Annotated in this window: 25 protein-coding genes and 2 pseudogenes; 15 read left to right on the top strand and 12 right to left on the bottom strand. The window is 71.9% G+C overall.

The annotated features are described in order from the left end of the window. The first annotated feature begins 76 nt into the window (after nucleotides 1–76). A complete protein-coding gene (locus QE359_RS06745) occupies nucleotides 77–340 on the top strand; it encodes a DUF3072 domain-containing protein (protein ID WP_070416997.1) in 264 nt (87 codons plus the stop codon). A gap of 109 nt (nucleotides 341–449) precedes the next feature. Further along, complete coding sequence (locus QE359_RS06740; RefSeq protein ID WP_092384570.1) at nucleotides 450–890, top strand: DoxX family protein; 441 nt, start codon at nucleotides 450–452, stop codon at nucleotides 888–890. A 21-nt stretch (nucleotides 891–911) separates the two neighbouring features. Here QE359_RS06740 and QE359_RS06735 read toward each other — a convergent pair whose 3' ends face one another. Beyond that, nucleotides 912–2,075 carry an NAD(P)-binding domain-containing protein gene (locus QE359_RS06735; protein WP_309778424.1) on the bottom strand — a complete coding sequence of 388 codons (1,164 nt, stop codon included), beginning with the start codon at nucleotides 2,073–2,075 and terminating at the stop codon, nucleotides 912–914. 158 nt (nucleotides 2,076–2,233) lie between these two features. Here QE359_RS06735 and QE359_RS06730 point away from each other — a divergent pair, with 158 nt between their 5' ends. Beyond that, the gene (locus QE359_RS06730; RefSeq protein WP_070417000.1) at nucleotides 2,234–2,455 is read left to right on the top strand and encodes a DUF3073 domain-containing protein; all 222 of its coding nucleotides are present in this window, start codon (nucleotides 2,234–2,236) and stop codon (nucleotides 2,453–2,455) included. 391 nt (nucleotides 2,456–2,846) lie between these two features. Here QE359_RS06730 and purM read toward each other — a convergent pair whose 3' ends face one another. Then, the gene (gene purM / locus QE359_RS06725; protein ID WP_309778421.1) at nucleotides 2,847–3,941 is read right to left on the bottom strand and encodes a phosphoribosylformylglycinamidine cyclo-ligase; all 1,095 of its coding nucleotides are present in this window, start codon (nucleotides 3,939–3,941) and stop codon (nucleotides 2,847–2,849) included. 73 nt (nucleotides 3,942–4,014) lie between these two features. Between purM and purF the strand changes: the two genes are divergently transcribed. Beyond that, nucleotides 4,015–5,472: an amidophosphoribosyltransferase gene (gene purF / locus QE359_RS06720; RefSeq protein ID WP_309778419.1), complete on the top strand. Its 1,458-nt coding sequence runs from the start codon at nucleotides 4,015–4,017 to the stop codon at nucleotides 5,470–5,472. 146 nt (nucleotides 5,473–5,618) lie between these two features. Here the strand turns inward: purF and QE359_RS06715 are convergent, their stop codons facing one another. Further along, nucleotides 5,619–6,014 (bottom strand): hypothetical protein, encoded by a 396-nt coding sequence (locus tag QE359_RS06715; RefSeq protein ID WP_083295078.1) that lies wholly within the window; start codon nucleotides 6,012–6,014, stop codon nucleotides 5,619–5,621. A 107-nt stretch (nucleotides 6,015–6,121) separates the two neighbouring features. On the opposite strand from QE359_RS06715, the gene QE359_RS06710 reads away from it, so the two are divergent. Next, nucleotides 6,122–8,695, top strand: a complete 2,574-nt coding sequence (locus tag QE359_RS06710) for a LuxR C-terminal-related transcriptional regulator (RefSeq protein WP_309778416.1) — start codon at nucleotides 6,122–6,124, stop codon at nucleotides 8,693–8,695. Between the two features lie 375 nt (nucleotides 8,696–9,070). On the opposite strand, the gene QE359_RS06705 is transcribed toward QE359_RS06710, so the two are convergent. Continuing rightward, nucleotides 9,071–9,433 (bottom strand): sterol carrier family protein, encoded by a 363-nt coding sequence (locus tag QE359_RS06705; RefSeq protein WP_071294508.1) that lies wholly within the window; start codon nucleotides 9,431–9,433, stop codon nucleotides 9,071–9,073. A 57-nt stretch (nucleotides 9,434–9,490) separates the two neighbouring features. On the opposite strand from QE359_RS06705, the pseudogene purD reads away from it, so the two are divergent. After that, a pseudogene (purD, locus tag QE359_RS06700) lies at nucleotides 9,491–10,760 on the top strand (phosphoribosylamine--glycine ligase). Continuing rightward, a complete protein-coding gene (locus tag QE359_RS06695; RefSeq protein WP_309778411.1) occupies nucleotides 10,757–11,626 on the top strand; it encodes a phosphoribosylaminoimidazolesuccinocarboxamide synthase in 870 nt (289 codons plus the stop codon). The pseudogene purD and the gene QE359_RS06695 overlap by 4 nt, the downstream one beginning before the upstream one ends. A gap of 144 nt (nucleotides 11,627–11,770) precedes the next feature. On the opposite strand, the gene QE359_RS06690 is transcribed toward QE359_RS06695, so the two are convergent. Continuing rightward, nucleotides 11,771–12,964 carry a GAF domain-containing SpoIIE family protein phosphatase gene (locus tag QE359_RS06690; RefSeq protein ID WP_071294472.1) on the bottom strand — a complete coding sequence of 398 codons (1,194 nt, stop codon included), beginning with the start codon at nucleotides 12,962–12,964 and terminating at the stop codon, nucleotides 11,771–11,773. A gap of 194 nt (nucleotides 12,965–13,158) precedes the next feature. Here QE359_RS06690 and QE359_RS06685 point away from each other — a divergent pair, with 194 nt between their 5' ends. Beyond that, entirely contained in the window at nucleotides 13,159–13,386 is a 228-nt protein-coding gene (locus QE359_RS06685; RefSeq protein WP_309778408.1) for a hypothetical protein, read from the top strand. Between the two features lie 61 nt (nucleotides 13,387–13,447). On the opposite strand, the gene QE359_RS06680 is transcribed toward QE359_RS06685, so the two are convergent. The 3 genes from QE359_RS06680 to QE359_RS06670 all read right to left on the bottom strand — a co-directional run bounded on the left by QE359_RS06680 (nucleotide 13,448) and on the right by QE359_RS06670 (nucleotide 15,562). After that, nucleotides 13,448–14,263 (bottom strand): AraC family transcriptional regulator, encoded by an 816-nt coding sequence (locus QE359_RS06680; protein ID WP_070417011.1) that lies wholly within the window; start codon nucleotides 14,261–14,263, stop codon nucleotides 13,448–13,450. Nucleotides 14,264–14,384: 121 nt separating this feature from the next. Further along, nucleotides 14,385–15,002, bottom strand: a complete 618-nt coding sequence (gene lepB, locus QE359_RS06675; protein WP_309778404.1) for a signal peptidase I — start codon at nucleotides 15,000–15,002, stop codon at nucleotides 14,385–14,387. Beyond that, nucleotides 14,999–15,562 carry a hypothetical protein gene (locus tag QE359_RS06670; protein ID WP_229085410.1) on the bottom strand — a complete coding sequence of 188 codons (564 nt, stop codon included), beginning with the start codon at nucleotides 15,560–15,562 and terminating at the stop codon, nucleotides 14,999–15,001. The genes lepB and QE359_RS06670 overlap by 4 nt, the downstream gene beginning before the upstream one ends. Nucleotides 15,563–15,696: 134 nt before the next feature. Between QE359_RS06670 and QE359_RS06665 the strand changes: the two genes are divergently transcribed. Both QE359_RS06665 and QE359_RS06660 read left to right on the top strand, forming a co-directional pair. Next, complete coding sequence (locus tag QE359_RS06665) at nucleotides 15,697–16,566, top strand: VOC family protein (protein WP_309778400.1); 870 nt, start codon at nucleotides 15,697–15,699, stop codon at nucleotides 16,564–16,566. A 42-nt stretch (nucleotides 16,567–16,608) separates the two neighbouring features. Beyond that, entirely contained in the window at nucleotides 16,609–17,175 is a 567-nt protein-coding gene (locus QE359_RS06660; protein WP_071303490.1) for a GNAT family N-acetyltransferase, read from the top strand. A gap of 71 nt (nucleotides 17,176–17,246) precedes the next feature. Here the strand turns inward: QE359_RS06660 and QE359_RS06655 are convergent, their stop codons facing one another. Both QE359_RS06655 and QE359_RS06650 read right to left on the bottom strand, forming a co-directional pair. Further along, a complete protein-coding gene (locus QE359_RS06655; RefSeq protein WP_309778397.1) occupies nucleotides 17,247–18,776 on the bottom strand; it encodes a catalase in 1,530 nt (509 codons plus the stop codon). A gap of 117 nt (nucleotides 18,777–18,893) precedes the next feature. Next, the gene (locus QE359_RS06650; RefSeq protein WP_309778395.1) at nucleotides 18,894–19,337 is read right to left on the bottom strand and encodes a Fur family transcriptional regulator; all 444 of its coding nucleotides are present in this window, start codon (nucleotides 19,335–19,337) and stop codon (nucleotides 18,894–18,896) included. Between the two features lie 76 nt (nucleotides 19,338–19,413). On the opposite strand from QE359_RS06650, the gene QE359_RS06645 reads away from it, so the two are divergent. From QE359_RS06645 to QE359_RS06635, 3 genes are all read left to right on the top strand, one after another. After that, nucleotides 19,414–20,220 carry an aquaporin gene (locus QE359_RS06645; protein ID WP_309778394.1) on the top strand — a complete coding sequence of 269 codons (807 nt, stop codon included), beginning with the start codon at nucleotides 19,414–19,416 and terminating at the stop codon, nucleotides 20,218–20,220. 187 nt (nucleotides 20,221–20,407) lie between these two features. After that, nucleotides 20,408–21,715 carry an acyltransferase gene (locus QE359_RS06640; protein WP_309778391.1) on the top strand — a complete coding sequence of 436 codons (1,308 nt, stop codon included), beginning with the start codon at nucleotides 20,408–20,410 and terminating at the stop codon, nucleotides 21,713–21,715. Between the two features lie 152 nt (nucleotides 21,716–21,867). Further along, nucleotides 21,868–22,677 (top strand): cytochrome c oxidase assembly protein, encoded by an 810-nt coding sequence (locus QE359_RS06635; RefSeq protein ID WP_309778389.1) that lies wholly within the window; start codon nucleotides 21,868–21,870, stop codon nucleotides 22,675–22,677. Nucleotides 22,678–22,909: 232 nt separating this feature from the next. Here QE359_RS06635 and QE359_RS06630 read toward each other — a convergent pair whose 3' ends face one another. Next, nucleotides 22,910–24,550 carry a DHA2 family efflux MFS transporter permease subunit gene (locus tag QE359_RS06630; protein WP_309778387.1) on the bottom strand — a complete coding sequence of 547 codons (1,641 nt, stop codon included), beginning with the start codon at nucleotides 24,548–24,550 and terminating at the stop codon, nucleotides 22,910–22,912. Then, on the bottom strand, nucleotides 24,547–25,161 hold the full coding sequence (locus tag QE359_RS06625; RefSeq protein ID WP_071303488.1) for a PadR family transcriptional regulator: 615 nt from the start codon (nucleotides 25,159–25,161) through the stop codon (nucleotides 24,547–24,549). The genes QE359_RS06630 and QE359_RS06625 overlap by 4 nt, the downstream gene beginning before the upstream one ends. Before the next feature lie 144 nt (nucleotides 25,162–25,305). On the opposite strand from QE359_RS06625, the gene purS reads away from it, so the two are divergent. Together purS and purQ are read left to right on the top strand one after the other, a co-directional pair. Then, nucleotides 25,306–25,557: a phosphoribosylformylglycinamidine synthase subunit PurS gene (gene purS / locus QE359_RS06620; protein ID WP_309778384.1), complete on the top strand. Its 252-nt coding sequence runs from the start codon at nucleotides 25,306–25,308 to the stop codon at nucleotides 25,555–25,557. Nucleotides 25,558–25,562: 5 nt separating this feature from the next. Further along, a pseudogene (purQ, locus tag QE359_RS06615) lies at nucleotides 25,563–26,259 on the top strand (phosphoribosylformylglycinamidine synthase subunit PurQ). Nucleotides 26,260–26,290: the final 31 nt, after the last annotated feature.

Genomic DNA, 26,290 nt, shown 5'->3' with positions numbered 1-26,290 from the left:
ACGGGCGGGGGCGCCGTGTGTCCGGGGGACGCCACGGTGGGCGTTCCGGTCGGGGGTGCGGCGTAGCGTCCACGCCATGAGTGACGCAGACCCGATCGACGACCGCACCGACCAGCCCGAGACCCTCGGCGGCGCCCGCCCCGACCCCAGCACCGACGCCAGCAAGGACCCCGAGCAGTGGGTCACCGGTGACGAGCCCATGACCGGGCCGCAGCGCAGCTACCTCGACACGCTCGCCCGCGAGGCCGGCGAGGAACTCCCCGCCGACCTCACCAAGGCCGAGGCCTCGGAGCACATCGACCGCCTGCAGCAGCAGACCGGACGCGGCGCCGATTCCTGAACGCGGGTCCGCGCTTCTGCGGACCCGTGCCTGGGCATGTTCTGGTGATGTCCGGGAAGTCCCCCGGACGGGGGTGGATGATGACGCGTCACCGGTTAGCTTCGACGGCATGCGAACGACATCGACCTCCATCGGCCTGACCGCGCTCCGCATCGTCCTCGGCGTGGTGTTCATCGCCCACGGCGCCCAGAAGTTCGCGCAGGGGATCGGCTCCGTGTCGCAGGGCTTCTCCGGCATGGGCGTCCCCCTCGCCGAGGTCGCGGCACCCCTCGTCGCCGGGCTCGAACTCGTCGGCGGGGTGTTCCTCGTGCTCGGCGTCGCGACCCGGATCGTGGGCGTGCTGCTCGCGGTCGACATGGTCGTGGCCGGCCTGCTCGCGCACGCGTCCGCGGGGTTCTACTCGCAGGACGGCGGGTTCGAGTACGTCCTCGTGCTCGCGGTGGCGTCCCTCGCGGTGGCGCTGACCGGGCCGGGGCGGTTCTCGCTCGACGCGGTGTTCCTGCTGGCCTCCCGCCGGCGTCGTGGCGTCGAGGAGCCCCTGCCCGCCTGACGCCCGCGCCAGTGCGCGAGGTCAGTCGGACCCGACCGCCGGCGCCGAGCCCGCATCGTCATCCGCGAGCACGTCCATCACCTGCCGGGCGATCCGCCGCCCGGCACGGTTCGCCCCGATGGTCGACGCCTGCGGCCCGTACCCCGCGAGGAACAACCGCGGCTCGTCCACCGACCGACCGTCCTCGACCACGATGCCCCCGGCCGCGGTCCGCAGGTGCAGCGGCGCGAGGTGCCGCAGGTCCGCACGGAACCCGGTCGCCCAGATCACGGCGTCGGCGTGCACGTGCTCGCCCTCGGCCGTGACCACGCCGGTCTCGTCGAGCCGGGTGAACATCGGCGAGTCCTGCAGCACACCCCGCTCGAGTCCGGCACGGATCCGTCGCGACACGGGGACACCGGTGCCGGAGACGATGCTCGGCAGGGTCTCCCCCGCCCGGGCGGCCCGGTCCTGCTCGTCGACCGCCGCCACCGCGGACTCGAGGTCGAGCGCCGCCGACTCCGACCACACCATGGGCCGCCGGGTGAACCACCGGGTCCGCTCGGCGACGCCGTCGAGCTCGAGCAGGAACCCGATCGCGCTGGTGCCACCGCCGACGACCACCACGTCCTGACCGGCGAACTCCGCCGCGCTCCGGTACTCCGTCGTGTCCAGCTGCCGACCGCCGAAGGCATCCCGACCTGGGTACCACGGGACGAACGGCGTGCCCCACGTCCCGGAGGCGTTCACGACGACCTCGGCGCCGATCCGGCTCGTGCGCCCGTCGGCGGTCCGGACGGTGACGCACAGGCCTCCGGACGCTCCGGGGCTGTCCCCGATGCGCGACACGGACGACACCGAGACCGGACGGCGGACCCGCAGGTCGTAGTGCTGCTCGAAGCGCCGGTAGTACTCGCCGACGACGTCCCGCGCCGGTCGCGACCGGTCGGCGTCGTCGAACCGGAGGCCCATAGCGTTCATCCCGGGCAGGTCGTGCACGCGGTGCGCGGCTCCGAGGCGGAGGGCCTCCCACCGGAACTGCCAGGCTCCACCCGTGCTCGGCGCCCGGTCGAGCAGCACCAGATCGCTCCCCGGCGTCAGGCCGAGCCGGCGGAGGTGGTATCCCACCGAGAGGCCGGCCTGACCCGCGCCGATCACCACGACCCGGGCGTGCTGGTCGGCCGGGGCCTGCGCGTCGTCTGTCATCACTTCGATTCTGCTGTGGGCGGGGCCGTCGCGGCGACGTCCAGATCGGGGTACATGGTAGAGTGATCGGCAGATTTCAAACCACGAAACCGTTCGGTTCCCCGGGTGACTCCTCTCCCGCCAGGACCGGACCAGAGCCGATCACGAGGGGGTCACGCATGGGGCGCGGCCGTCAGAAGGCGAAGCACACCAAGGTCGCCCGGGAACTGAAGTACTTCAGCCCGGAGACGAACTACGGTGCGCTCGAACGAGAGCTCTCCGCCGGGCAACACTCGGACGAGAACTCCTACGTCGACCGCTGGGCAGACCAATACGGTGATGACCAGCTCGAAGAAGACGACGAGTTCGAACCGCAGCAGGACCAGAACAAGTCCGCCTGACCCAGGCTCGATGACGACGCCGCGCACCCTCCGGGGCAGCGCGGCGTTTCGTCGTGCCTGCCGCCCGGTGCTGCCCGCGTCTGACGTCGGCCGGGGCCCCGCGGACTCGGAACGACATCCTCGACGTCGCACGACAGCGACGATGTCGCACCCGCGCGCCCGCAACGACCGGCGCGCGCAACGAACGACGAAGCCGACGTCGTACGACAGCGACGATGTCGCACCCGCGCGCCCGCAACGACCCCCGCACGCAACGAACGACGAAGCCGAGGTCGCACGACCCGCCGCGCCCGTTGCGCCCCGGTCGCACGAACTGCCGCCCAGAAGGAGTCCGGACGGCAGTTCGTGCGACCTCGAGCCCGCGGCCCCGCGCGGCCCCGGGCGCCCGCGCTCAGCCCGCGTACGCCCCCACGAGCCGCACCGCGCCGCCGTCGACGCCCTTCGCGCCCTGCTCGAACCCAGTCAGGTCACGCGCCGAGGTCGAGATCGTCCCGACCGCCCACGACGGCAGCCCGGCAGCCCCGAGCGACGCGATGACGTCCGACGCCGCAGCGGCCGAGACCACCGCGAACATGCCGATGCCGAGGTTCCAGGTGCCCTCGGTGTCCTCGATGGGAGTGCCCGCCATCGACGCGAGCACACGGAAGACGGGGAGCGGCTCCCACGTCGAGCGATCGACCTCGACCCAGGACCCGACGGGCAGCACGCGCGCCAGGTTCGCCGCGATGCCACCGCCCGTGACGTGCGACAGCGAGTGCACGGCGCCCGGGTGCTGCTCGATGAGCGACAGCAGCGGCGTCGTGTAGAGGCGCGTCGGCTCGAGCAGGGCTTCCCCGACGAGGCCGCCGAGCTCCGGCAACGAGTCCGTGTACCCGACGCCGCGCGACGACAGGATGTGCCGCACGAGCGAGTACCCGTTGGAGTGCAGCCCGGAGGACTCGATCGCCACGACGACGTCGCCGTCCTGCACGAGGTGCGCGCCGAGCTGCGACCCGGCCTCGACCGCGCCGACCGCGGCACCGGCCACGTCGTAGTCGTCCGGCCCGAGCAGCCCGGGGTGCTCCGCCGTCTCGCCCCCGACCAGCGCGGTGCCGGTCTCCGAGCAGCCGCGGGCGATGCCGGCGACGATGTCCGCGATGCGCCCCGGGACGACCCGGCCGCAGGCGATGTAGTCCGTCATGAAGAGCGGCTTGGCGCCGACCACGACGATGTCGTCGACGACCATGCCGACGAGGTCCTGCCCGATCGTGTCGTGCTTGTCGATCGCCTGCGCGATGGCGACCTTCGTCCCGACGCCGTCGGTGGAGGTCGCGAGCAGCGGCCGTGAGAAGTCCTTCAGGAACGAGACGTCGTAGAGCCCGGCGAAGCCACCGACGCCGCCCAGGACCGACGGGGTGTGGGTGGCCGCGACTGCGGACTTCATGAGTTCGACGGCCAGGTCACCGGCGGCGGTGTCCACTCCGGCTTCGGCGTACGGGTTGGGCATGCTGAGTCCTTCGCGGTGACATGGCAGACTTGTTCGGTACCCCCCGATTCTACGGTCTGGAGCACACCCGCGAATGTGCGGCATCGTCGGCCTCGTTGCACAGGGCCCCGCCAACCAATCCATCTACGACGCACTGCTCCTCCTGCAACACCGGGGACAGGACTCGACGGGCATCGCCACGGTCGAGGGTCACATCCACCACATGCACAAGACCCGCGGTCACGTGCGGGAGTCCTTCCGCACCCGTGACATGCGTGCCCTGCTGGGCACCATGGGCCTCGGGCACGTCCGGTACGCCACCAAGGGTGCCGCCAGCAACGAGGAAGAGGCCCAGCCGTTCTACGTGAACGCGCCCTACGGCATCGTCCTCGTGCACAACGGCAACCTGACGAACACGCGGGAACTCACCCGTGAGCTGTTCGACATCGACCGGCGGCACCTCAACACGAGTTCCGACACCGAGCTGCTGGTGAACGTGCTCGCGCACGAGCTCCAGGGCCAGGTGCGCGGCAAGGACCTCGACCCCGGGCAGGTCTTCGACGCCGTCGAGCGCGTGCACGAGCGGGTCGAGGGTTCCTACGCCGCCATCGCGACCATCGCCGGGCACGGGCTGCTGGCGTTCCGCGACCCGTTCGGCATCCGTCCGCTGATCCTCGGGCACAAGTTCGACGAGGCCGGCAAGCCGGAGTGGGTCGTCGCCTCCGAGTCCCTCGTGCTCGAGTCCGGCGGCTACGAGATCGTCCGCGACGTCGCCCCCGGTGAAGCGGTCTTCATCGAGATGAACGGCCAGATGCACGCCCGTCAGTGCGCGAAGAACCCGCGCCTGGTGCCGTGCTCGTTCGAGTACGTCTACCTCGCCCGTCCCGACTCCGTCATGAACGGCATCTCGGTGTACGACGCCCGCCTCCGGCTGGGCAACCGCCTGGCGGACACGATCGCGCAGTACGCCCCCACCGGTGACATCGACGTGGTCATGCCGATCCCGGACTCGAGCCGCCCGGCCGCGATGCAGGTCGCGCAGAAGCTCGGCATCGAGTACCGCGAGGGCTTCTACAAGAACCGCTACGTCGGCCGCACGTTCATCATGCCGGGGCAGGCGGAGCGCAAGCGGTCCGTGCGCCAGAAGCTCAACGCGATGTCGTCCGAGTTCAAGGGCAAGAACATCCTCATCGTCGACGACTCGATCGTGCGCGGCACCACGAGCCGCGAGATCGTCGAGATGGCCCGCGCCGCCGGTGCGAACGAGGTCACGTTCACGAGCGCCGCGCCGCCTGTCCGGTACCCGCACGTGTACGGCATCAACATGCCGACCCGCGCGGAGCTCATCGCCCACGACCGGAAGATCCCGGAGATCAACACGGTGCTCGGCAGCGACCACCTGATCTACCAGGAGATCGGCGACATGCGCGACGCGATCATCGAGGGCTCCGACGTCACGGACCTCGAGATGAGCTGCTTCACGGGCGAGTACGTCACGGGCACGGTCAGCCCGGAGTACCTGTCCTGGGTCGAGGCCAACCAGCTCAGCTGAGCGCGGGTCGCGAACGCGACGGCCTGACCGACGGGAGGTGGGCCCCACCAGCCGGTTCCGGCGCACCGCGCCAGCGGGGTGACGGCCGTGCCTGGAGGGACGGTGCCAGCTGGCACCGCGCCTCCCGTCCGTTCGTCCGGTCGCGTCTACCGCGCCTGGTCGCCGTGGTCCTCGATCTCGCCGTCCACCGTCTCGGGCGGCAGCTCGACCTCGACGCGCTCCGCCGTGAGGCGAGCCGCACGGCGCGAGAACACGCGGTCCAGGACGACGGCGACGACCGCGCCGACGAAGGCGCCGATCGTGACGCCCCACAGGCTGAAGTACCCCACCAGGCTGCCGAAGCTCGCGGTCTCCTGCGTGTCCCCGCGGTCGATGTCCATGGTGAGCGACACCACGATGAGCGTCGCGATGAAGCCGAGCACCGCACCGCCCACGATGAAGACGCCGAACTTCGGGGCGCGACGGATCGTCACCTCGTCGGAGGAGGAGACGGCGTTCGGCGCCGGAGCCGGTCGTTCGTCGGGTCGATCGGTGTTGCTCACGGTCCCATTGTCCCCCACTGTGGGACGTGCTCCGGTCTGTGCGGCCAGGTCGATCCGGGAGAGGATGGTCCCTACCGATCGGTATCCACGGGGAGGAGGTACGGCAGATGCGCGAACGGACCACTCGTGGTTCCCGGATCCCGGCGCGGATCGGCTGGCCGATCCTCCAGCGTCGCGAGGAGGACCGAGCCGTCTCGGTCGTGGCCGAGCACCGGTGGAGCGTCGCGCTCGTCGGTGCTCCCGGTCTCGGCAAGAGCTCGGCCGCGGTGCGGGTCACCGACCGCGTCTCCGGGCGTGACACCTCCGGCCGGACCCTCGTCGTGCCGATCACCGCCGTCGCCGCCAGCCGCTCGATGCCGTTCGGCGCGGTGGCCGAGCGCTTCGGGGAGCTTCCCGGGTCCCTCGCCGAGCTCGTCGGTGCCGGCGGTGCCGAGCAGCGCCTGCGCGAGAGCGAGGAGCTCACCGACCGCGACGTCCTCCTGCGCGTCGACGACGCCGACCACCTCGACGCGATCTCGGCGCGGTACGTGGCATGGCTCGTCCGCGAGCAGGGCGCCCGTCTCGTGCTGACGTGCCGCGACTTCACCGCGCTCCCCGAACCCCTGCGCGCCCTGTGGCAGGACGACCTGCTGGAGCGCATCGACCTCGAACCGCTCGACCTGCACGAGACCTCGTCGCTCATCGCCGAGGCGCTCGGTGCCCAGCTCGAGACGGCGTCGGCGGAGCGGGTGCACCGCGCCACCGCCGGCAACCCGCTCTACATCCGCGAGGTCGTCCGGTCCGCACTCGCCTCCGGTGCCCTCGACCAGACCGCGACGGGCTGGTACTGGCGGGGCCGGGTGACGGCGTCGAACAGTCTCGCCGACATGTACCGGACCGAGCTCGGCTCGCTGCCGGAGGACCTCCGCGACGTGGTCGACATCGTCGCCCTCGCGGATCCGATCCCCCTCGCGCGGCTGATCGGGCTCGTCAGCGGCGGGGACGTCGACCGGGTGGTGGCGCTCGGCCTCGTCCGCATCGACTCGCTCGACGACGGCGCCGCGGTTGTCCGTCCGTCGCACCCGCTCGTCGGCGAGGTCGTCCGGGCGCTCGTCCCGGTCGCCCGGCGCACGGCGCTGTTCGCCCGCGCCAACGCGTTCCGCACCGACCGCCCCGAGGGAGCCCCGCCGGCCGCCCGGCTTCGTGCCGCGCTGTGGTCGCTGGAGTGCGGCGTGCTGCCCCCGGTCGACCAGCTGCTCGATGCCGCCCAGGTCGCGGTCCGGCTGCAGGAGCACGAGAGCGGCATCGCCCTCGCCTCGGCGGCCCTGCGTACCACGCTCAGCCCGAGTGAACGGGTCGCCGCGCACTGCCTGCGGTCGCTCGCGCACTCGTACAGCACCGGTCGCGAGGCCGGTCGCGCCGACGCCGAGGCCGCCTGGGCCGTGGTGTGCTCGGCCCCGACCGAGGTCGACGACCACGCCGTGATCGAGGCGTGCGAGACCCTCGCGAACATCCGGCAGTTCCACGACGACGACGTCCTCGCCGCGGTGGCCCTGACCGACGTCGCCGCACGGTTCGTCTCCGGCGACGCCGCCGAACGGCTCCGGCTGCTCCGACTCGCCCACCTCGGCTGGGGCGGCAGCTTCGACGAGGTCCGTGCCGAACTCGAGCGCTCGGGCATCGTGCACGCGGCGACGGTGCCGTTCGCCTTCCTCTGCCTGGCGCCGTGCGCGGTGATGGCCCTCGCGACCGGAGGGCGGCTGGACGAGGCGGCGGCGTTCGGCCGGGCCTGCCTGGCGACCGCGGTCGAGCACCTCGAGGACGCCCCCTGGAGCGTCGGCGAGATCGTCTCCGTGCTGCACCAGCTGCAGGTCTGGCGGGGCGACATCGCCGACCTCATCACCGAGGTCCCGGTCCGCCGGTCCAGCCCCTACCTGAAGTACGACTTCACGCTCGAGCTCATCGGCGAGGGCAACCTCGCGCTCGGCCAGCGGCGCTGGGACGACGCCATCGCCGCGTTCTCCGCCGCCTGCGAGCGGTACGACGTGGCGGACCACGGTGGCTTCGCGGCGTACCCGTGGGCACGGCTCGCGATGTCGTACGCCTACGCCGGCCGCGCCGAGGATGCGTCCGCTGCGCTCGACCGCGCCCGCTCGACGCCACTCCGGGCGATGCGGATCATCGGCGAGCAGGTCGCGGTGACGATCGCCTGGACCGAGGCGGTCCTCGGCAACCCGGCGGGCCTGCGGCACGCGGACGACATCATCGAGCGCGGGACGGCGAGCGGGTCCTGGACGCACGTCATGTACGCGCAGACGCTGCACTACACGAACGACATGCTGAACGGGCGGGACTCCGCCGCGTCCCTCGAGCGGATGCGCGACGCCGCCGCCCGGGTCGACGGACCGCTCGCGGGAGCCATCGTCGAGTACGCCGAGGCGATCCGCGCCGACGAGCGGACCCGGATCATCGCGGCCCAGGGCGTGCTCGCGTCGCACGGGATGGCGGTGTCGGCCGGACGGGTGAAGCCGCCGCTGACCAACCGCGAGTACGAGGTCGCCGAGCTCGCCGCACAGGGCATGAGCAACCGCCGCATCGCCGAGGTACTCGGCCTCAGCGTGCGGACGATCGACGCCCATCTGTCGCGGGTGTTCACGAAGTGGGACCTGCACGCGCGCACGGAGCTCGCCGAGCTGCTCTGATCGGCGAGTCGTCCGGGCGCAACCGCGCCTCCGGAAGCCGCAGGTTCGTTGCGGAATGCAGCACGACTCGCCGGAACGGTTGACAGGATGTACGGAATGTCGCGTACCTTTGACCCTGTCGCCGGGTTCGGACCCGTTCGGGTCGGGTCCGAATCCCGGCGACTTCTACGGTATTCGCCGGGTCGGTGACGTCACATCAGTAGGTACTACCTAATTCGGTGAGGCCGTCTAAGTACTTGCGTCCGTATGGACCAGGAGGCGCGGGGCGGGCTGGCACCGTTCCTCCCGTCCGACACACGCGACCGTCTGCTGGCTGCTCCGGACCGTCTGCTGTCCCGTTTCGGGGCCGTCTGCTGTCCCGTGTCGACGGCCGTCTCAGACGGCCAGACGCACCGGCAGGAAGTCCGTCAGGTCCGCACGTGACCCGGACGCGCTGACGCGCGACTGCGCGACGGCCTCGTCCCAGCGCAGCTCGCCGGTGGCGAGCGCGAGCCACGTCGCCGCGTCCGTCTCGACCACGTTCGGCGGCGTCCCACGGGTGTGCCGGGGGCCGGGGACGGCCTGGACCGCCGCGAACGGCGGGACCCGTACCTCGACGCTGTTGCCGGGCACGTCCTCCGCGAGGCGCTGCAACGACCACCGCACCGCGGTCGCCAGGGTCGGCCGAGCGGTGGCCCCCTGCTGCACGGCGGTGAGCGCGGCGCGGCCCTCCGCGTCCTCGATCCTCCTGGGTGGCATGTCCACAGGCTAGCCGTCGCATCGCAACGGGCGAGTCGGGATCGGTAGGGTGATCGGGTGCGAATCCTCGTCCTCGGTTCCGGTGCCCGCGAGCACGCGATCATCACGGCCCTCCTCGCGGAGCAGGCCGGTCACGTCATCACCGCAGCGCCGTGGCAACGCCGGCATCGCGGCCGACGTCGAGACCGTCTCGATCGACCCGACGAACGGTGCCCTCGTCGCCGAGTACGCGCTCGAGAACGGTGTCGAACTCGTCGTCGTCGGGCCCGAGGCGCCGCTCATCGCCGGTGTCGCCGATCCGGTCCGCACGCGGGGCATCCCGGTGTTCGGTCCGAGCAAGGCCGCCGCGCAGCTCGAGGGCTCCAAGGCCTTCGCGAAGCGGATCATGTCCGAGGCGGCCGTGCCCACCGGGCGCCCGGTGTACGCCGGCACCGTCGACGAAGCCGTCGCCGCGATCGACGAGCTCGGGGCCCCCTACGTCGTGAAGGCGGACGGGCTCGCCGCCGGCAAGGGCGTCCTCGTGACCGAGGACCGCCAGGCAGCGATCGACCACGCCACCTACTGGCTGCAGCACGGCCACGTCGTGGTCGAGGAGTTCCTCGACGGCGAAGAGGTCTCCCTGTTCTTCCTGAGCGACGGGCACGACGTCCGGCCGCTCAGCCCCGCACAGGACTACAAGCGACTGGGCGACGGCGACGTCGGACCGAACACCGGCGGCATGGGCGCGTACTCGCCGCTGCCCTGGCTCGCCGACCGCTGGGCGTCCGAGCAGGCCTTCGTGGACGAGGTCACCGACCTGGTCGCGCTCCCCACCGTCCGTCGGCTCGAGCACGAGGGCACGCCGTTCGTCGGCCTCCTGTACTGCGGGCTCATCGTCACCGAGCAGGGCGTCCGGGTCATCGAGTTCAACGCGCGCTTCGGCGACCCGGAGACCCAGGTGGTCCTCCCCCGCCTGGCGACCCCGCTGAGCGGGCTGATGCTCGCCGCGGCCACCGGGCAGCTCGGGGGCACCCCGGCGCCGTCGTTCCGCGACGAGGCCGCCGTGACGGTCGTGCTCGCGAGCGAGGGCTACCCGGAGAACCCGCAGACCGGTCGGCCGATCACCGGGATCGACGCCGCGAACGCGCGCGAGGGGGTCTCCGTCGCGCACGCCGCCACCGGGGTCCTCGACGACCAGCTCGTCGCGACCGGCGGGCGGGTGCTGAGCGTCGTCGCCACCGGGTCCTCCTTCGCCGAGGCCCGCGACCGCGCCTACGCCGGCCTGGGCGACATCACGCTCGCGGGAGCGCAGTTCCGCACCGACATCGCCGCGAAGGTCGCCCGATGAGCCCGGCACCCGTCCTCGACGGCTGGCAGCACGTCTCCTCCGGCAAGGTCCGCGAGCTCTACGTCCCCACCGGCACCGCCGACGTCGCGAGCGCCACCGAGCTGCTCCTCGTCGCATCCGACCGGGTGAGCGCCTACGACTTCGCGCTCGAGCCGCCGATCCCGGGCAAGGGCGAGCTCCTCAACCGGCTGTCCCGCTTCTGGTTCACCCAGCTGGCTGACGTGCCGAACCACCTCATCGCGCCGTCCGCCGGCGGGACCCCGGTGCCGTCGTCGGTGGCATCGCGCTCCATGCACGTCATGCCGCTCGAGATGTTCCCGGTCGAGTGCGTCGTCCGCGGGTACCTCGTCGGCAGCGGGTGGGCCGAGTACCAGCAGTCCGGCAGTGTCTGCGGCGTGCCCCTCCCCGCCGGCCTGTCGAACGGCGACCAGCTGCCCGAACCGATCTACACGCCGGCGTACAAGGCGCCGCAGGGCGAGCACGACGAGAACATCTCCTTCGAGCAGACGGTCGACCTCGTCGGGTCCGACGTCGCGACGCAGCTGCGGGATCTCTCGCTCCGCGTCTACTCCGAGGCGGCGGCGATCGCGCTCGACCGCGGGGTGGTCATCGCGGACACGAAGTTCGAGTTCGGGCGCGATGCGTCGGGGCAGATCCGGATCGCCGACGAGGTCCTGACGAGCGACTCCAGCCGCTACTGGGACGCCCGGTCGGGGAACCGCACGGAGTCGTTCGACAAGCAGATCGTGCGGGACTGGCTCAGCGCGAACTGGGATCGGCAGGGGACGCCGCCGGTGCTGCCCGAGGCGATCGTGGCGCGGACGGCCGAGCGCTACCGCGAGCTCATCGAGCGCCTGGGCGCGTAGCGCCCGCGCCGGGCCGCCGCGCGCGGCGCCGCGAGCGGGCGCAACACGCCGCTCACGTCCGCCGAGGGCGCACGAAGTGCCGCCCGCCGACGCCGAGCGCGACAGATTTTGCCCTCTCGGCACCCCCGCCCCGCCCGCGCCGCCTCAGTCGCGCGCGACGACCACCACCGTCAGGTCGTCCCCCGGGTCGTGCGTCGCCGCACGCGCCCGCACCCGCCCGAAGAACACGTCGAGCTCCGGCGCGTCCCGCCACATCGCCCCGAGCGCACCGAGGGACGCGAGCGTGGAGTCCCACAGCTCGAGTGCCCCGTCGCTCACGACGATGAGGACGTCCCCGCGCTCCAGCTCGAGCGTCCCGGTGACCCGCGCGGCACCGACCGGGTGCAGCCCGATCGGCAGGTCGTACGAGCGCAGCACGGTCTCGGTGCCGTCCGCGTGCAGGTGCAGCACGAGACCGTGCCCCGCGTCGGTGAACTCCATCCGCCCGGTCGAGGTCGTCAGGCGGCCGTGGAACAGCGTCGCGAAGGACTCGGCACGACCGAGGTCCGGGGCGACCTGGGCCTCGAGCGCCGCCACGGCATCGCGGGACGACGACGTCCCCCGGGCGAGCAGCGCACCACGGATGGTCGCGGCGAGGAGCCCGGCGGACATCCCCTTGCCCATGACGTCGGCGACGGTCACCGAGAGCGACGCCCCGTCGACGTGCCAGTCGTGGAAGTCACCGGACACGACCCCGTGCGGCTTGGACATGCCGCCGACGCGGTACCCGGGCAGGTCGACACCTGCTGGCTCGAGTCCGGCGAGCACCGAGCGGAGACGGTCCTCGTCGGCGCCGGCGGCGAGCTCGCGCTCCGCCCACACGCCGAGCTCCTGCAGCAGCGCGAGGTCGTCGTCGTCGAGCGTGCGCGGTGCCGGGTCGATGAGGCAGAGCGTGCCGACCTTGACGTCGTCGTCGCCCACCCGCAGGGGCACCCCGGCGTAGAACCGCACGTTCGGGTCGTCGACGACCATCGGCATGTCCGAGTACCGGACGTCGGCGCGGGCGTCGGGGACCACGACGGGACCGTCGACCGCGAGGGTCCGACCGCAGAACGTGTCGTGCAGCGGGATGGTCGGGCCGAACACCGTGTCGCTCTGCTGCGACTTGATGAAGACCTCGGACTCCCCCGCGAGGTTGAGGAACGAGCCGGTGACGCCGAACGCTTCGCGCGCGATCCGCGTGATCCGTTCGAAGCGTTCCTCGGGCCCGCCCTCGACCACGTCCAGCGCGGCGAGGAGCGCTGCCCGCCGGACGGCGTCCGTGGCGGGTCGGTCGGTGACGACGGGCTCGTGGTGCATGCACCAACGCTAACGCGCCTACCGGACAGCGGCCGTCCCCAGTACGGAGGACGTGCGCGGTCCCCAGGGTCCGTGGCGCGGCGTAGCCTTGCCGACGTGCTCCGACGTGTCGCCCCCGTGTTCTCGTCCTCGGCGTCGCCGCGGTCCTGACGCTCACCGGCTGCGGTGCGCACGACTCCACCGGACAGCTGTCCGTGACCGTGTCGGCCAACGCCGCGGACCACCCCTACGAGGTGAAGGTCTTCACCGCCGAGACCGGGAAGCTCTCCGAGCACCAGCGGGTGTTCCCGGGCGGCACCGCGGACTTCGCCGGCGTACCGCTGGGCAAGGTGACCGTGCGGGCGAACGAGCTCTGCCCGCAGGAGGCGACCGTGTCGAACGGCGAGGTCGCGACGGTCACGTTGACGACGACGGGCTGCTGACGCACAGGAGGCGCGGTGCGGGTCGGACCCGCACCGCGCCTCCTGGACGGGGTCCGGCTGGTCAGCCCTCGGATCGGCCCGACCGTCGGAGCGTCTGGTGCGGACTCTCACCGAACCGCTGCCGGTACGAGGCCGCGAACCGGCCCAGGTGCGCGAAGCGCCAGCGCCGGGCGATGTCGCGGACCGTCACGACCCCGCCCCGGCGGGACGTGAGTTCGAGGTGCACGCGGTCGAGACGGACCTCGCGGAGGTAGCGCATCGGCGTCACGGCGAGGCGGCGGCGGAACAGGTCCTGCAGACCCCGTTCGCTGAGCTCCGCGCCGGCGGCGATGTCCGCGACCTCGAGGTCCTCGTCCGCGTGGTCGTGCACGAAGCGGATGGCGCGACGCAGCCGGTGCTCGACGTCGGAGCGGGACCGGGTGAACGTCGACAGCACGACCGTGGCCACCCGCCGGTTCAGCGCTGCCCGCTCGGTGGCGTCGAGGTCGGGGTCGAGGATGCGGTCGGTCACCTCGCGCAGCAGGGTCAGCAGGGGCTCGACGCCGGGGTCGGCGGCGTCCGGTTGCACGAACTCCGACGGCTCCTCGGCGTCGCCGAGCATCGCGGGCGCGACGTGCAGGAGCGTCATCGCGGTCGCGTCGGTGTCGAACGCGTACGCGACGGGTGCCGACAGCATCATCGGTCGTCCGGGCCCGACGTCCCACTCGCTGCCGTCGTCGGCGGTCAGCGTCGCCCGGCCGTTGGCGAGCACGAAGACGACGTGGTCGGGGCGGGGGCCGATCGTGCCGGCCTGCGGCCCACCGGTGCGGATCTTCCGGAGGGAGACGTGCTCGTCGCCGCCGGAGCGGTAGTCGAACGGCTGGTCGGAGGACGTCACGAGAGCCTCCGTTCGACGGTCCGCGCGCCGGGTCCGGCGGGCCACCGAACGCTACCGTGACCGTCCGGCGCACGCGAGACCCCCGTCCGCGTCGCGCAACGGGTCGGCCGTTCGCCGTCGATCACGGTTCCGGGACCGCGTCCCAGACGTCGCCGTGCCGCGACAGCACCGTCCACCGCGACACCGGCCACGTCGTGACGAAGGCCCGGCCGACGACGTCCGACACCGGGACGGTCCCGTGCGCCCGGGAATCGGCTGAGTCGTACCGGTTGTCGCCCATCACCCAGAGCCGGCCCTTCGGCACGGTCACCGAGAAGTCGGTCAGCGCGACCCGGTCGGAGCCGGGCCGCAGCACGACGTACGACTCGTCGACCGCGTGACCGTTCACCGACAGGCGTCCCTGCGCGTCGCAGCACGACACGGTGTCGCCGGGCAGGCCGATCACCCGCTTGATGAGGTCGTTCCCCTGCCCGGGCCCGAGCCAGCCACCCGGGTCCTCGAAGACGACGACGTCGCCGCGTCGGAGCGGCACCACTCCGGGGACGAGTTCGTTGACGAGCACCCGGTCGCCGACCAGGAGCGTGTTCGCCATCGACAGCGAAGGGATGAAGAACGACCGGACGAGGTACGACTTCACCAGGAAGGACGCCAGCAGCGCGACGACCACGATGATCGCGAGGTCACGGAGGAACTTCCAGCGGGCACGCCTGCGGGGCTCGGGGACGGCTTCGTCGCTCAATGCGTCAGCACCACCTTGACGACACCGATGACGAACGCGACGGCGGCGAGCACGATGCCGCCCCAGAGCCCGAGGAACGTCGGCCGCTTGCCGCTGAACCGCTGCATGAACACACCGACCATGCCGATGCGGACCACGAGGATGACGAGCGCGGCCGTCTGCGCCCACGACGCGGGCAGCCAGCCGATCCAGGCGACGGCGTACAGCACCGCGGGGATGAGGCCGGACGTGGCGATCGGGTTCGCGTTGCGGACGATGGTGACCACGGACTCGCGACGGACGTCGTCGGACGCGTCGTCGTCCCCGAGCCCGTGCGCGACCAGGTGCGACAGCACGTGCGCGAGGTACGTGAGCACCGCGGTGCCGAGGACCGCCCACACCGCCGAGCCGTGGTGGATCGCGGCGGGGTCCACGGCGATCGCGGCGGCGAGCACGGTGATGTTGCCGTAGACGTACGACGACATCCGGTCGCGCATCTGCTCGATCGGCAGGTCGCGGCGGTCCGGACGGCCACCACCGCGCCCGTCCGCTCGGTCCGGCAGTCGTCGTGTGCGTGGCATCCCTCCATCTTGGCCCCGCCCGGGGCCCGCGCAGCCGACAGGACACCGAGTGCGATGGCACACGCCGTGCTCGCGATGACACGCACTGCGCTCATTTGGTTGACGCGTCAACCAAATGAGCGCACACTGGTCCCATGACCACGCAGGACCTCCTCGCCGCCGACACCTCGATGGGCGCCGTGACGCTCCGGGTCGCCGACCTCGACCGCATGATCGGCTACTACCGCGACGGCGTGCGGCTGTCCCTCCTGTCCAACGAGGGCGGTGTGGCGGTGCTCGGGCGGGGCACGACCCCGATCGTCATCCTCGAGCACGCGCCGTCGATGCAGCACGCCGGGCCGCACGACGCCGGCCTGTTCCACACCGCGATCCTGTTCGACACGAAGGCCGACCTGGCCGCCGCGCTCTACTCCGTCGCGACCCGGTACCCGCAGACCTTCACGGGCAGCGCCGACCACCTCGTCAGCAACGCCTTCTACTTCACCGACCCCGAGGGCAACGGCGTCGAGCTGTACTGGGACCGCGACCGCACCGAGTGGTCGTGGACGCACGGCATGGTCGACATGGCCACCATCTACGTCGACCCGAACGCCTTCCTGCAGGAGCACCTCACGCAGGACGCCCTCGACGGCGCAGCAGCACGCCCCGGACGTGTCGGCCACGTGCACCTGTCGGTCGGGGACGTCGCCACCGCCGAGGAGTTCTACGTCGACCGGCTCGGCTTCGCGACCACGGCCGGTTGGGGTGAGGCGCTGTTCGTCAGCGCCGGCGGCTACCACCACCACATGGCGATGAACACGTGGAACTCGCGCGGTGCCGGACGCCGCCAGCTCGCGCTCGGACTGGGTCTCGTCCGCATCGAGGTCCCCGGCGCGGACGACCTCGGCGCCCTCGTCGAGCGGATGCACGACTCCGGCGTGCAGTCGGCGGACGACGGTCGGACGATTGCCTTCGAGGACCCGTGGGCGAACCGGATCGAGGTCACGGCGCCGGGTCGCGGCTGACCCCACCGCACCGGGACGGACGGTCTCCGGCAGGATGGACCCGTGACTGAGGACATCCGGTGGGAGGTGGTCGAGGAGAGCACGCTGTCGCTCCCCGACCACGAGGCGATCGCAGCGCTCCTGGGACAGGCGTTCCCCGACTGGTCGCACTGGTACGTGGGCGGCCGCAGCTGGGCGGGCATGCAGCCCGAGCGGCGCGTGCTCGCCCGTGACGCCGACGACGTCGTCCTCGCCCACGTCGGGATCCGCCGGATGTTCATCACCGTCGGCGGCCGGGACGTGCTCGTCGGCGACACCGGCCTCGTCGCGGTGTCGCCACGACTGCAGGGCACCGGCAAGGGCCGCGACCTGATGGAGCGTGCGCACGCCGTGCTCGAGGGGCTGGCGGTGCCGTACGGATTCCTCGGCGCCGGTGAGAACCGGGTGCCGTTCTACGCGAACCTCGGCTGGCACGTGTTCGACGACGTCGTGGCGGACTACACGGCGTTCACGGCCGAGGGCGCCGGGCTGCCGATGACCGACCAGGGCGGCTGGATGGTGCTCCCCGTGGCGGAGCGGCTCGAGGATTGGCCGGCCGGCCCGATCTGGCTGAACGGCCAGCAGGTCTAGGCGGGACGACAGACGGGAGGCGCGGTGCGGGTTCGACCCGCACCGCGCCTCCCGTCTGGTGAGACCGGGGCTTACGCCTCGACCGCGACCTTCTCCGGGTCCTCGTTCGAACCGGGCGCGCTCGGCGCGACCGCCGCGCGCACGCGCGCGCCGAGGTCGGCGTCGACGTTCGTCCAGTAGGCGAACACCCGCTCGCGGAGGTCGTCGCGCGTCACCTTCGAGACGTGCCCGGCGATGTTGCCGACCAGGCGCTCACGCGCGGCGTCGTCGAGGACCTCGCGCACCAGGGTGCCGGCCTGACCGAAGTCGTCGTCCTCGGGGTGGAGGGTCGCGGCGGAGCGCTGCAACGCGCCGTCGGACTCCCAGCCGGGGGTCTCGTCGGTCGCGGCCGGGTCGGCGTGCGCACCGCCGAGCGAGTTCGGCGCGTACACCGGGACCTCGGACTGCTGGAAGTCGAAGCGCATCGCGCCGTCCTTCGAGTACGAGTGCACCTCGTTCTTCGGGGCGTTCACGGGCAGCTGCGCGTGGTTCGTGCCGACGCGGTAGCGGTGCGCGTCCGCGTAGCTGAAGATGCGCGCGAGGAGCATCTTGTCGGGGCTCGCCGCGATCCCGGGCACGAAGTTCGAGGGGGCGAAGGTCGCCTGCTCGATCTGCGCGAAGTAGTTCTCCGGGTTGCGGTTGAGCTCCATCGTGCCGACCTCGATGAGCGGGTAGTCCGCGTGCGGCCACACCTTCGTCAGGTCGAACGGGTTGAACCGGTACGACTCGGCGTCCGCGTAGGGCATGATCTGCACCTTGAGGGTCCAGCGCGGGAAGTCGCCACGCTCGATGGCCGCGTGCAGGTCACGGATGTGGAAGTCCGCGTCCTCACCGGCGATGCGGTCGGCGTCCTCCTGCGTCAGGGTCTTGTGGCCCTGCTCGGTCAGGAAGTGGTACTTGACCCAGAAGCGCTCGCCCGAGGCCGAGATCCACTGGTAGGTGTGCGAGCCGAAGCCGTCCATCTCGCGCCACGACGCCGGCAGACCGCGGTCGCCCATCAGCCACGTGACCTGGTGGGCCGACTCGGGCGACAGGGTCCAGAAGTCCCACTGCATGTCGTGGTCGCGCAGGTGCGAACCCGGCAGGCGCTTCTGCGAGCGGATGAAGTCCGGGAACTTGATGCCGTCGCGGATGAAGAACACGGGGGTGTTGTTGCCGACGAGGTCGTAGTTGCCGTCCTCGGTGTAGAACTTCAGCGCGAAGCCGCGCGGGTCGCGCCAGGTGTCCGGGGAGCCCTGCTCGCCGGCGACGGACGAGAAGCGGGCGAGCATCTCGGTCTGCTTGCCCGGCTGCAGGAACGCGGCACGGGTGTACCTGCTGATGTCCTGCGTGACGGTGAAGGTACCGAAGGCACCGCCGCCCTTGGCGTGGACGACCCGCTCCGGGACGCGCTCACGGTTGAACTGGGCGAGCTTCTCGACCAGGTAGTGGTCGTGCAGCGCGAGGGGCCCGTCGGCGCCGACACCCATGGAGTGCTGGTCGCTCGACACCGGCGCGCCGGAGTTGGTGGTCGTGGTGGGGGTGCCGGCTGGCTGGCCGGGCGTCGTGTTCTGGTCGGACACGGTTCCTCCTTGGGTGGAACGGTTGGTTCGGTCAGGGGTGCTCGGGTTGCTCGTGGTCCCGGTTCGGTGCCGGGAGCGGGAACGACTGCGGTCGTCCCCGGGTCGGGGTGTCGGCGGTCAGGCCGGGACGGCCACGGTGTCGTCGCGTTCGGCGGCGGCACACTGTTCGCAGATGCCCCAGTAGGTGACCTCGGCCGTGGTGACGGCGAAGCCGTGCGTCTCGGACGGGGTGAGGCAGGGCGCGTGGCCGACGGCGCAGTCGACGTCCTCGATCGCGCCGCACATCGTGCAGACGACGTGGTGGTGGTTGTCGCCGGTCCGCCGCTCGTACCGGGCGGGGCTGCCCGCGGGCTCGATGCGCCGGACCAGTCCGACGCCGGTCAGTGCCGCGAGGACGCCGTAGACCGCCTGGTGACTCGTGGTCGGCAGCTCGGCGGCGAGCGCGGTGACGATGTCGTCTGCGGTCGCGTGCGGCATGGTCTCCGTCGCGCGGAGGACCGCCAGGCGTGGTGTCGTGACCCGGAGACCGGAGGCGCGGAGCAGGTCGGCGTCGACGTCCATGCTGAGCCTTTCTTTTGCAGAGATCAAGACAACACCGCCACTGTACACCAGGCGATCCGATGGTCGAGCGCGAACGGTGGGTCATGACAGATGCACCACAGTCACCCCCGTCCCCGCTGCACTCCCCGCCCGCCTCGTCGCCGAGGCCGCGGGGACCTTCCTGCTCGTGTTCGCCCTCGTCGGCGCCGCGACCTCCACCGCCGTGTTCCCCGACGAGCACAACACGCTCGGGATCGGGCTGCTCGGGGTCGCGCTCACCCTCGGCCTCGTGGTGATGATCGGCGCGAGTGCGTTCGGTCCCGTCAGTGGCGGCCACTTCAACCCCGCGGTGACGATCGGCCTCGCGGTCGCCGGCCGGCACCGGTGGGCGGACGTCGTCCCGTACCTCGTCGCCCAGTTCGTCGGCGGCACGGCCGGGGCTGCCGTCCTCGTCCTGTTCGCCGAACTCGGACCGGCCACCGCCCTGCAGAGCATGCTCGACGGCGGCTTCGCCTCGAACGGCTTCGACGCGCAGAGTCCCGGCGGTTCCACCCTGCTCGGCGTCGCCCTCGCCGAGACGATCGCGACGGCCGTCCTCGTGACGGTGATCCTCCGCGTGACCGGAGCCCGCGGGAGCGCGGTCCCGGCGCCCGTGGTCATCGGCGCGACCCTCACGGTCCTGCTGCTCACGCTCATCCCGGTCTCGAACGCGTCGCTGAACCCGGCGCGATCGTTCGCCACCGCGGTCTTCGCGGGGCCGGACTGGCTCGCGCAGTGGTGGGTGTTCCTGGTCTTCCCCGTGCTCGGCGCCGTCGTCGCGGGTGCGATCGGTCGGATCGGTCGGATCGTGCGGACGTCACGCGCGGACGACGCGACGGTCGAGCCCGACGCACCGCGGGCCTGAGCCGACCCGGGGCGCGGGCGGGCCGGGCGATCGGCTCGACCCGCGCCTTCCGGCCTTCGTCCGCACCGGCGCGACGTGCCGGACGCATGTCGGACGCATGCCCCTGGCGGAATACGATGTGTCACGATCCGGTCGCGATCGGCTGGAACGACGCTGGGAGGGCGGGAACCCGCGCTACCGTCCCGACATGTCCATGCAGCAGGGCCTGCCGCAGCAGGCGCACAGCGCTCAGGACGTCCGGGGGATCATCGCGCAGCGGGACCTGGTCGTCGACCTCATCCGGACGGCCTGCGTCGTCCTCGTCGTCTTCGTGCACGTCACGATGGTCGGTGTCGCCGCGGGGGCGGACGGCATCGCGGTGACGAGTCCGCTCCAGGAACTCCCCTGGTACGTCGCCGCGACCTGGATCGGCCAGGTGATGCCGCTCTTCTTCGTGGTCGGCGGCTTCGCCAGCGCCGTGGGGTGGCGTTCCACGGTCGCGCGCGGCGGCGGCGCACGGGACTTCGTGGCGACGCGGCTCGTGCGGCTCTTCCGGCCGGCGATCCCGCTCTTCGCGGTGCTCGCGCTCGGCCTGGGCGTCGCCACGCTGCTCGGCACGCCGCCGGGGCTCCTCGCCGAGGTCGCGTTCGGCATCGGCTCCCCGCTCTGGTTCCTCGCCGCGTACGGGATCACCCAGTGCTGCGTGCCGGTCATGATGCGACTCCACGAACGCGCTCCGTGGCGCACGCTCGGCGCACTGCTCGTGCTCGCCGCGGCCGTCGACGGCGTGCGGTTCGCCAGCGGGACGGCAGCGGTCGGTCTCCTCAACCTCGGCCCGGTGTGGCTCTTCGCGCAGCAGCTCGGCTTCCTCTGGGCCGACGGCTGGTTCGCCCGACGATCGCGGGTGCTGCTCGTCGCCGTCGCCGCGGCCGGGTACGGCGTGCTCGTGCCCCTGACGTCGATCGGGCTCTGGGCTCCGGACATGCTGCAGGACCTCAACCCGCCGATGCTCCCGCTCGCCGTGCTGGCCATCGCCCAGGCCTGCCTCGTGCAGGTCGTACACGCCCCGCTCACCCGGCTGATGCGCACCCGCGCGGCCCAGGGCGCCGTCTTCCTGCTCGGCCGGGACGGGATGACGATCTACCTCTGGCACCTGCCGCTGTTCATCGCGCTGAACGGGGTCGCCCTGCTCGTCGGCGTTCCGTTCCCGGCGCCGGGGTCGCCGACGTGGTGGGCGACCCGTGGGGTGGCCCTCGTCGTCCTCCTCGCGGTCGCCCTCGGCACCGCCCGGGCGCTGCGCCGGTTCGACCGGCCGCTCCCCCGGCTGGTCCCCGGCACCGATCGCCCGGCCTGGCCCGTACTCGCCGTCGCGGCGCTCTGCACGATCGGGCCCGCCTTCGCGGTGATGCAGCTGCACCTGTCGTTCGGGGTCGCCCTGCTCGGTGCACTGGCCGTGCCGCTCGGGGTCCGGCTCCTGACGAGGACCGTGCCGACCCGGAGCACCGCCCGGATCTGAACCGGTTCTCACCGGCAGGGGCTGCTCCGGGGCGCGTGCCGGGCGGAGGATTGTGGTCGGCCGCACGATCCTCGAGGAGGCACCCCACGCCGTCGACACCCGAGTTCTGGAGCACGTGGCACCTCGACCCGCTCGCGGCCGTCCTCATCGCCGTGGCCGCGATCACCTACGGCTGGTGGGTCGTCGGTGCCGCCAGGCGGGGCACCCGGTGGCCGTGGTGGCGGACGCTCGCCTTCGTCGGGGCGCTCGTCCTGTTCGGCATCCTGCAGTTCGGGATCGTCGGCATCCACGACCAGGACCTCCGGTGGGCGTTCGTGCTGCGGTTGGCCCTGCTCTTCTTCGCGGTCCCCACCTTCGCCGCGTTCGCCGCGCCCGTCTCGTTGCTCCGCTCGGGAGGCCCGGCTCGCCTCGCGCACGCAGCCTCCGCAGCGCTCGCATCGCGTCCGGCACGGGTCCTCGGCAACGCGGTCGTCTCGCCGCTGATCGCCCTCGCGCTGTTCTGCGTGCTGCTCACCCCGTTCTCGGCGACGATCCGCGAGTCCCCGGTCTGGGCGACGGCGATCACGGTGTTCGTGCCGATGCTCGGGTTCGCCCTGCTGACCCCGCTGTCCGAGCCGGGGATCCTCCGCTCGTCGACGTTCGTCACGATGGAGTTCCTGCTCGCGTTCGTCGAGCTCATGGCGGACGCGATCCCGGGCATCGTGCTCCGGATCACGAACCACGTGCTCGACGGGTCGGTCACGGCGGCGGTCGGGCAGCCGTGGTTCCCGTCGCCCCTGCGCGACCAGCACCTCGCCGGGGACCTGCTGTGGTTCATCGCCGAGGTCGCGGACGTGCCGGTGCTCATCTCGCTGTTCATCCGGTGGCAGCGGTCCGACCGCCGCGAGGCCCGCACCGTCGACGCCCTCACCGACGAGGAGATGGCGGAGCTCACCCGGGCGCACCTGCAGCGCCGCGGGTGACGCGGTGCGGTGTCGGGCTGCCGACTCGGAACGACATCGCCGATGTCGTACGACGACGACAATGTCGCTGCCGCGCGGCCGCAACCGTTGCACGCGCGCACCGACAACACCGCCGATGTCGTACGACGACGACGATGTCGTTCCGCGGCGCACCGGCCCGCGCCCCGCACGCGACGGAGCCCCGCGCCGCACGAGTGCGACACGGGGCTCCGAGGCTCCGGACTGGCTCGGACTAGGCGTCGGCGTGCCGCCCGTGGTGGTCGGTCGCGGCGAGCTCGGCCTCGGCGGTCTCCGGCGCGGGCGCCGCGGCATGGACACCGTGACGCTGCTCGGACCCCACCACGCTGCCGTCGGACGCAGACGCGGGCGACCCGTCGGACGTGCCGCCGGTCTGCTGCCACGCCACGGTCTGCTTCGGCTTCGCCAGGAACAGCGCGGCGACGATCCCGATGCCGAGCACCACGGCCGGCAGCACGAGCGACTGTCCCATCGCGGTGGCGAACGGCTGCTGCAGGAACTCCGGGAGCTTCCCGACCTGCTGCTCCGCACCGCCGGCGCTCGTGCCGCCGGTGGACGCCGGGAAGTTGGCCGTGATCCGCGCCTCGATCAGCGCCGCGATGCCGGCCGAGCCGAGGACGGCACCGATCTGCCGCGTGGTGTTGTAGACGCCCGAGCCGGCGCCGGCGAGCTTCGGCGGCAGGTTGCGCGTCGCGGAGACCGAGAGCGGCCCCCACATGCAGGCGTTCGCGAGGCCGAGGAGCGTCGACGGCAGGAGCACCCAGCCCCAGTCGGCACCCGAGGCCAGGAGCGCCCCGAACCAGAACAGCGCGCCGGAGAAGCAGGCGAGGCCGAACGCCGCGACCCAGCGGAGGCTCCACCGGTTGAGGTTCTTGCCGACGAGCGGGGCGAGGCCGGCCGAGAGCACGGCCTGGGGGACGAGGAGCAGCGCCGCCTGGGTCGGGCTGAACGTCAGCACGTCCTGCGCCCAGAGCATGATCGGCAGGGCGAACGACGAGATGGCGACGCCGACCGCGGTGATGGCGATGTTCGCGAGCGTGAAGTTGCGGTCCTTGAAGAGGCCGAGCGGCAGGAGCGGCTCACCCTTCTGCACGCCCTGCCACACCACGAAGGCGATGAGCACGACGATGCCGGCGATGATGAGCGACCAGACCGAGATCGGGCCGGTGATGGTCCCCCAGTCGTAGGTCTCGCCTTCCTGGATGCCGAAGACGAGCAGGAACATGCCGACGGCGCTCAGGACGATGCCGAGGGTGTCGAAGCGGTGCCCGTGCCGGTCGAACGACGGGACGAAGCGCTGCGCGAGCACGAACGCGACCACACCGACCGGGACGTTGACGAAGAAGATCCACTCCCAGCCGAAGCCGTCGACGAGCAGGCCGCCCACGATCGGCCCGACGAGCGAGGCGACACCGGCGACGGCACCCCAGAGGCCCATCGCCGCGCCGCGGTTCTGCGGCGGGAAGATGCGCGTGATCACGGCCATCGTCTGCGGCGTCATCATCGCCGCGCCGAGCCCCTGGACCACACGGGCCACGATGAGCACCTCGATCGAGCCGGCGAGCCCGCACCAGAGGCTCGAGAGCGTGAACACCACGAGCCCGATCTGGTACATGACCTTCGGGCCGAAGCGGTCACCGAGCCGGCCGGTGATGAGGAGCGGCACGGCGTAGGCGAGCAGGTAGGCGCTCGTCACCCAGATGACGGAGTTGATGCTGGCGTCGAGCTTCGCGGCGATGGTCGGCGTCGCGACGGACACGATCGTCGAGTCGACGAGGATCATGAAGAAGCCGACGACGAGGGCCCAGAGGGCCGGCCACGGCTTCTTCTCGGTGGTGGTCGAGACGGAGGTCATCGAGTGGGTTCCTTGCTGTTCGTGGTGGTGCCTGTGTCGGTGGGGACGGCCGGGCCGTCCCAGGGGATGTCGCCGCTCGCGATCCGGTCGGCCGCGGCGTCGAGCCACTCGATCTGCGCGGTGAGCATGGCACGGACGTACGACACGTCCAGCCAGAAGCGGTCCGCGAGACGCTTGGCCTGGAGGCCCGTGGCGGCTTCGTCGTACTGCTCGCGTTCCGTCCGGAGTGCGCGGGCGCGGGCGCGCAGGGCGGTCGCCGCGTCCTCGGCGCTCAGGTTGTCGACGTGCGAGACCGCGAGTTGGAACTCCGGGTACTCGTCGGCGGGCTCGGCGATCATGCGGCGGAGGCCGTCCTCGAGCGCGGTGCGCCCGTGGTCGGTGATCGCGTAGGTGGTGCGTTCCGGTCGGTTGCCCTCCCGCGCGGTGCCGAGCGCCTCGGCGTAGCCGAGGTCCACCAGGCGACCGATCTGGTGGTAGAGCGTGCCGGGTCGGACCTTGACGTTCTGGTCCTCGCGACGCTGCAGCATCGTCTGGAACATCTCGTAGGGGTGCATGGGTGACTCCGCGAGGAGCCCGAGCGCGGCGAACGCGAGGGGCGTGAGCGACGCCATCCGTGCCTCCTGGACTGGTCCGTTCCGATTATTCCAAGTGGAATGTACGCCTTCGAACAACCGGGCGCAAGCGCGTCCGACGCGCCGCGCGCGCCCCGTAGACTGTTCGCGTCCCACCCATCCCCGAAGTGCTGGAGTGAACACGTGCCAACGATCGTCGTCGAGGTCATGCCGAAGGCCGAGATCCTCGACCCCCAGGGCAAGGCGGTGGGCAACGCCCTCGCCCGTCTCGGCAAGGCAGACCTGACCAACGTCCGCATCGGCAAGCGCTTCGAGGTGGCCGTCGACGGCCCGGTCGACGAGCAGAAGCTGGCCGAGGTCCGCGAGATCGCCGCCGACGTCTTCTCCAACGCCGTCATCGAGGACGTCGTGTCCGTGACGGTCGAAGGCGAGTGACACCGGTGCGCATCGGCGTCATCACGTTCCCCGGGCTCGCTCGACGACCGCGACGCCCAGCGCGCGGTCCGTCTCGCCGGCGCCGACCCCGTCGCGCTCTGGCACGGCGACCACGACCTGCAGGGCGTCGACGCGATCGTCCTCCCCGGCGGGTTCTCCTACGGCGACTACCTGCGTGCCGGTGCGATCGCGGCGAAGGCCCCGATCATGGCCGAGGTCATCGACGCCGCCGGCAAGGGGATGCCCGTGCTCGGCATCTGCAACGGCTTCCAGATGCTCGCCGAAGCACGACTGGTCCCGGGCGCGCACACCCGCAACGCACACCAGCAGTTCATCCGGCGCGACCAGAAGCTCCGCGTCGAGACCACCGCCACGGCGTGGACGAGCGGCTTCACGGCCCAGCAGGAGATCACCATCCCGCTGAAGAACGCCGACGGCCGCTTCGTCGCGGACGCCGACGAGATCAAGCGCATCGAGGACAACGGCCAGGTCGTGTTCCGCTACGTCGGCGTGAACCCGAACGGGTCGATCGACGACATCGCGGGCGTCTCCAACGGGCGCGGCAACGTCGTCGGCCTGATGCCGCACCCCGAGCACGCGACGGAGCCCGGGTTCGGCCCGGACACACCCGCGGCGATGGCCTCCGGCACGGACGGCCTCACCTTCTTCACCTCCGTGATCGAGTCGACGCTCGTCAAGTGACGACCACGCCGACGAACACGACTCCAGTGAC

Origin of the sequence: Curtobacterium sp. SORGH_AS_0776 (assembly GCF_031453355.1) — a bacterium.
Taxonomy (GTDB): Bacteria; Actinomycetota; Actinomycetes; order Actinomycetales; family Microbacteriaceae; genus Curtobacterium.
This window is presented reverse-complemented; position numbering and strand designations above follow the sequence as displayed.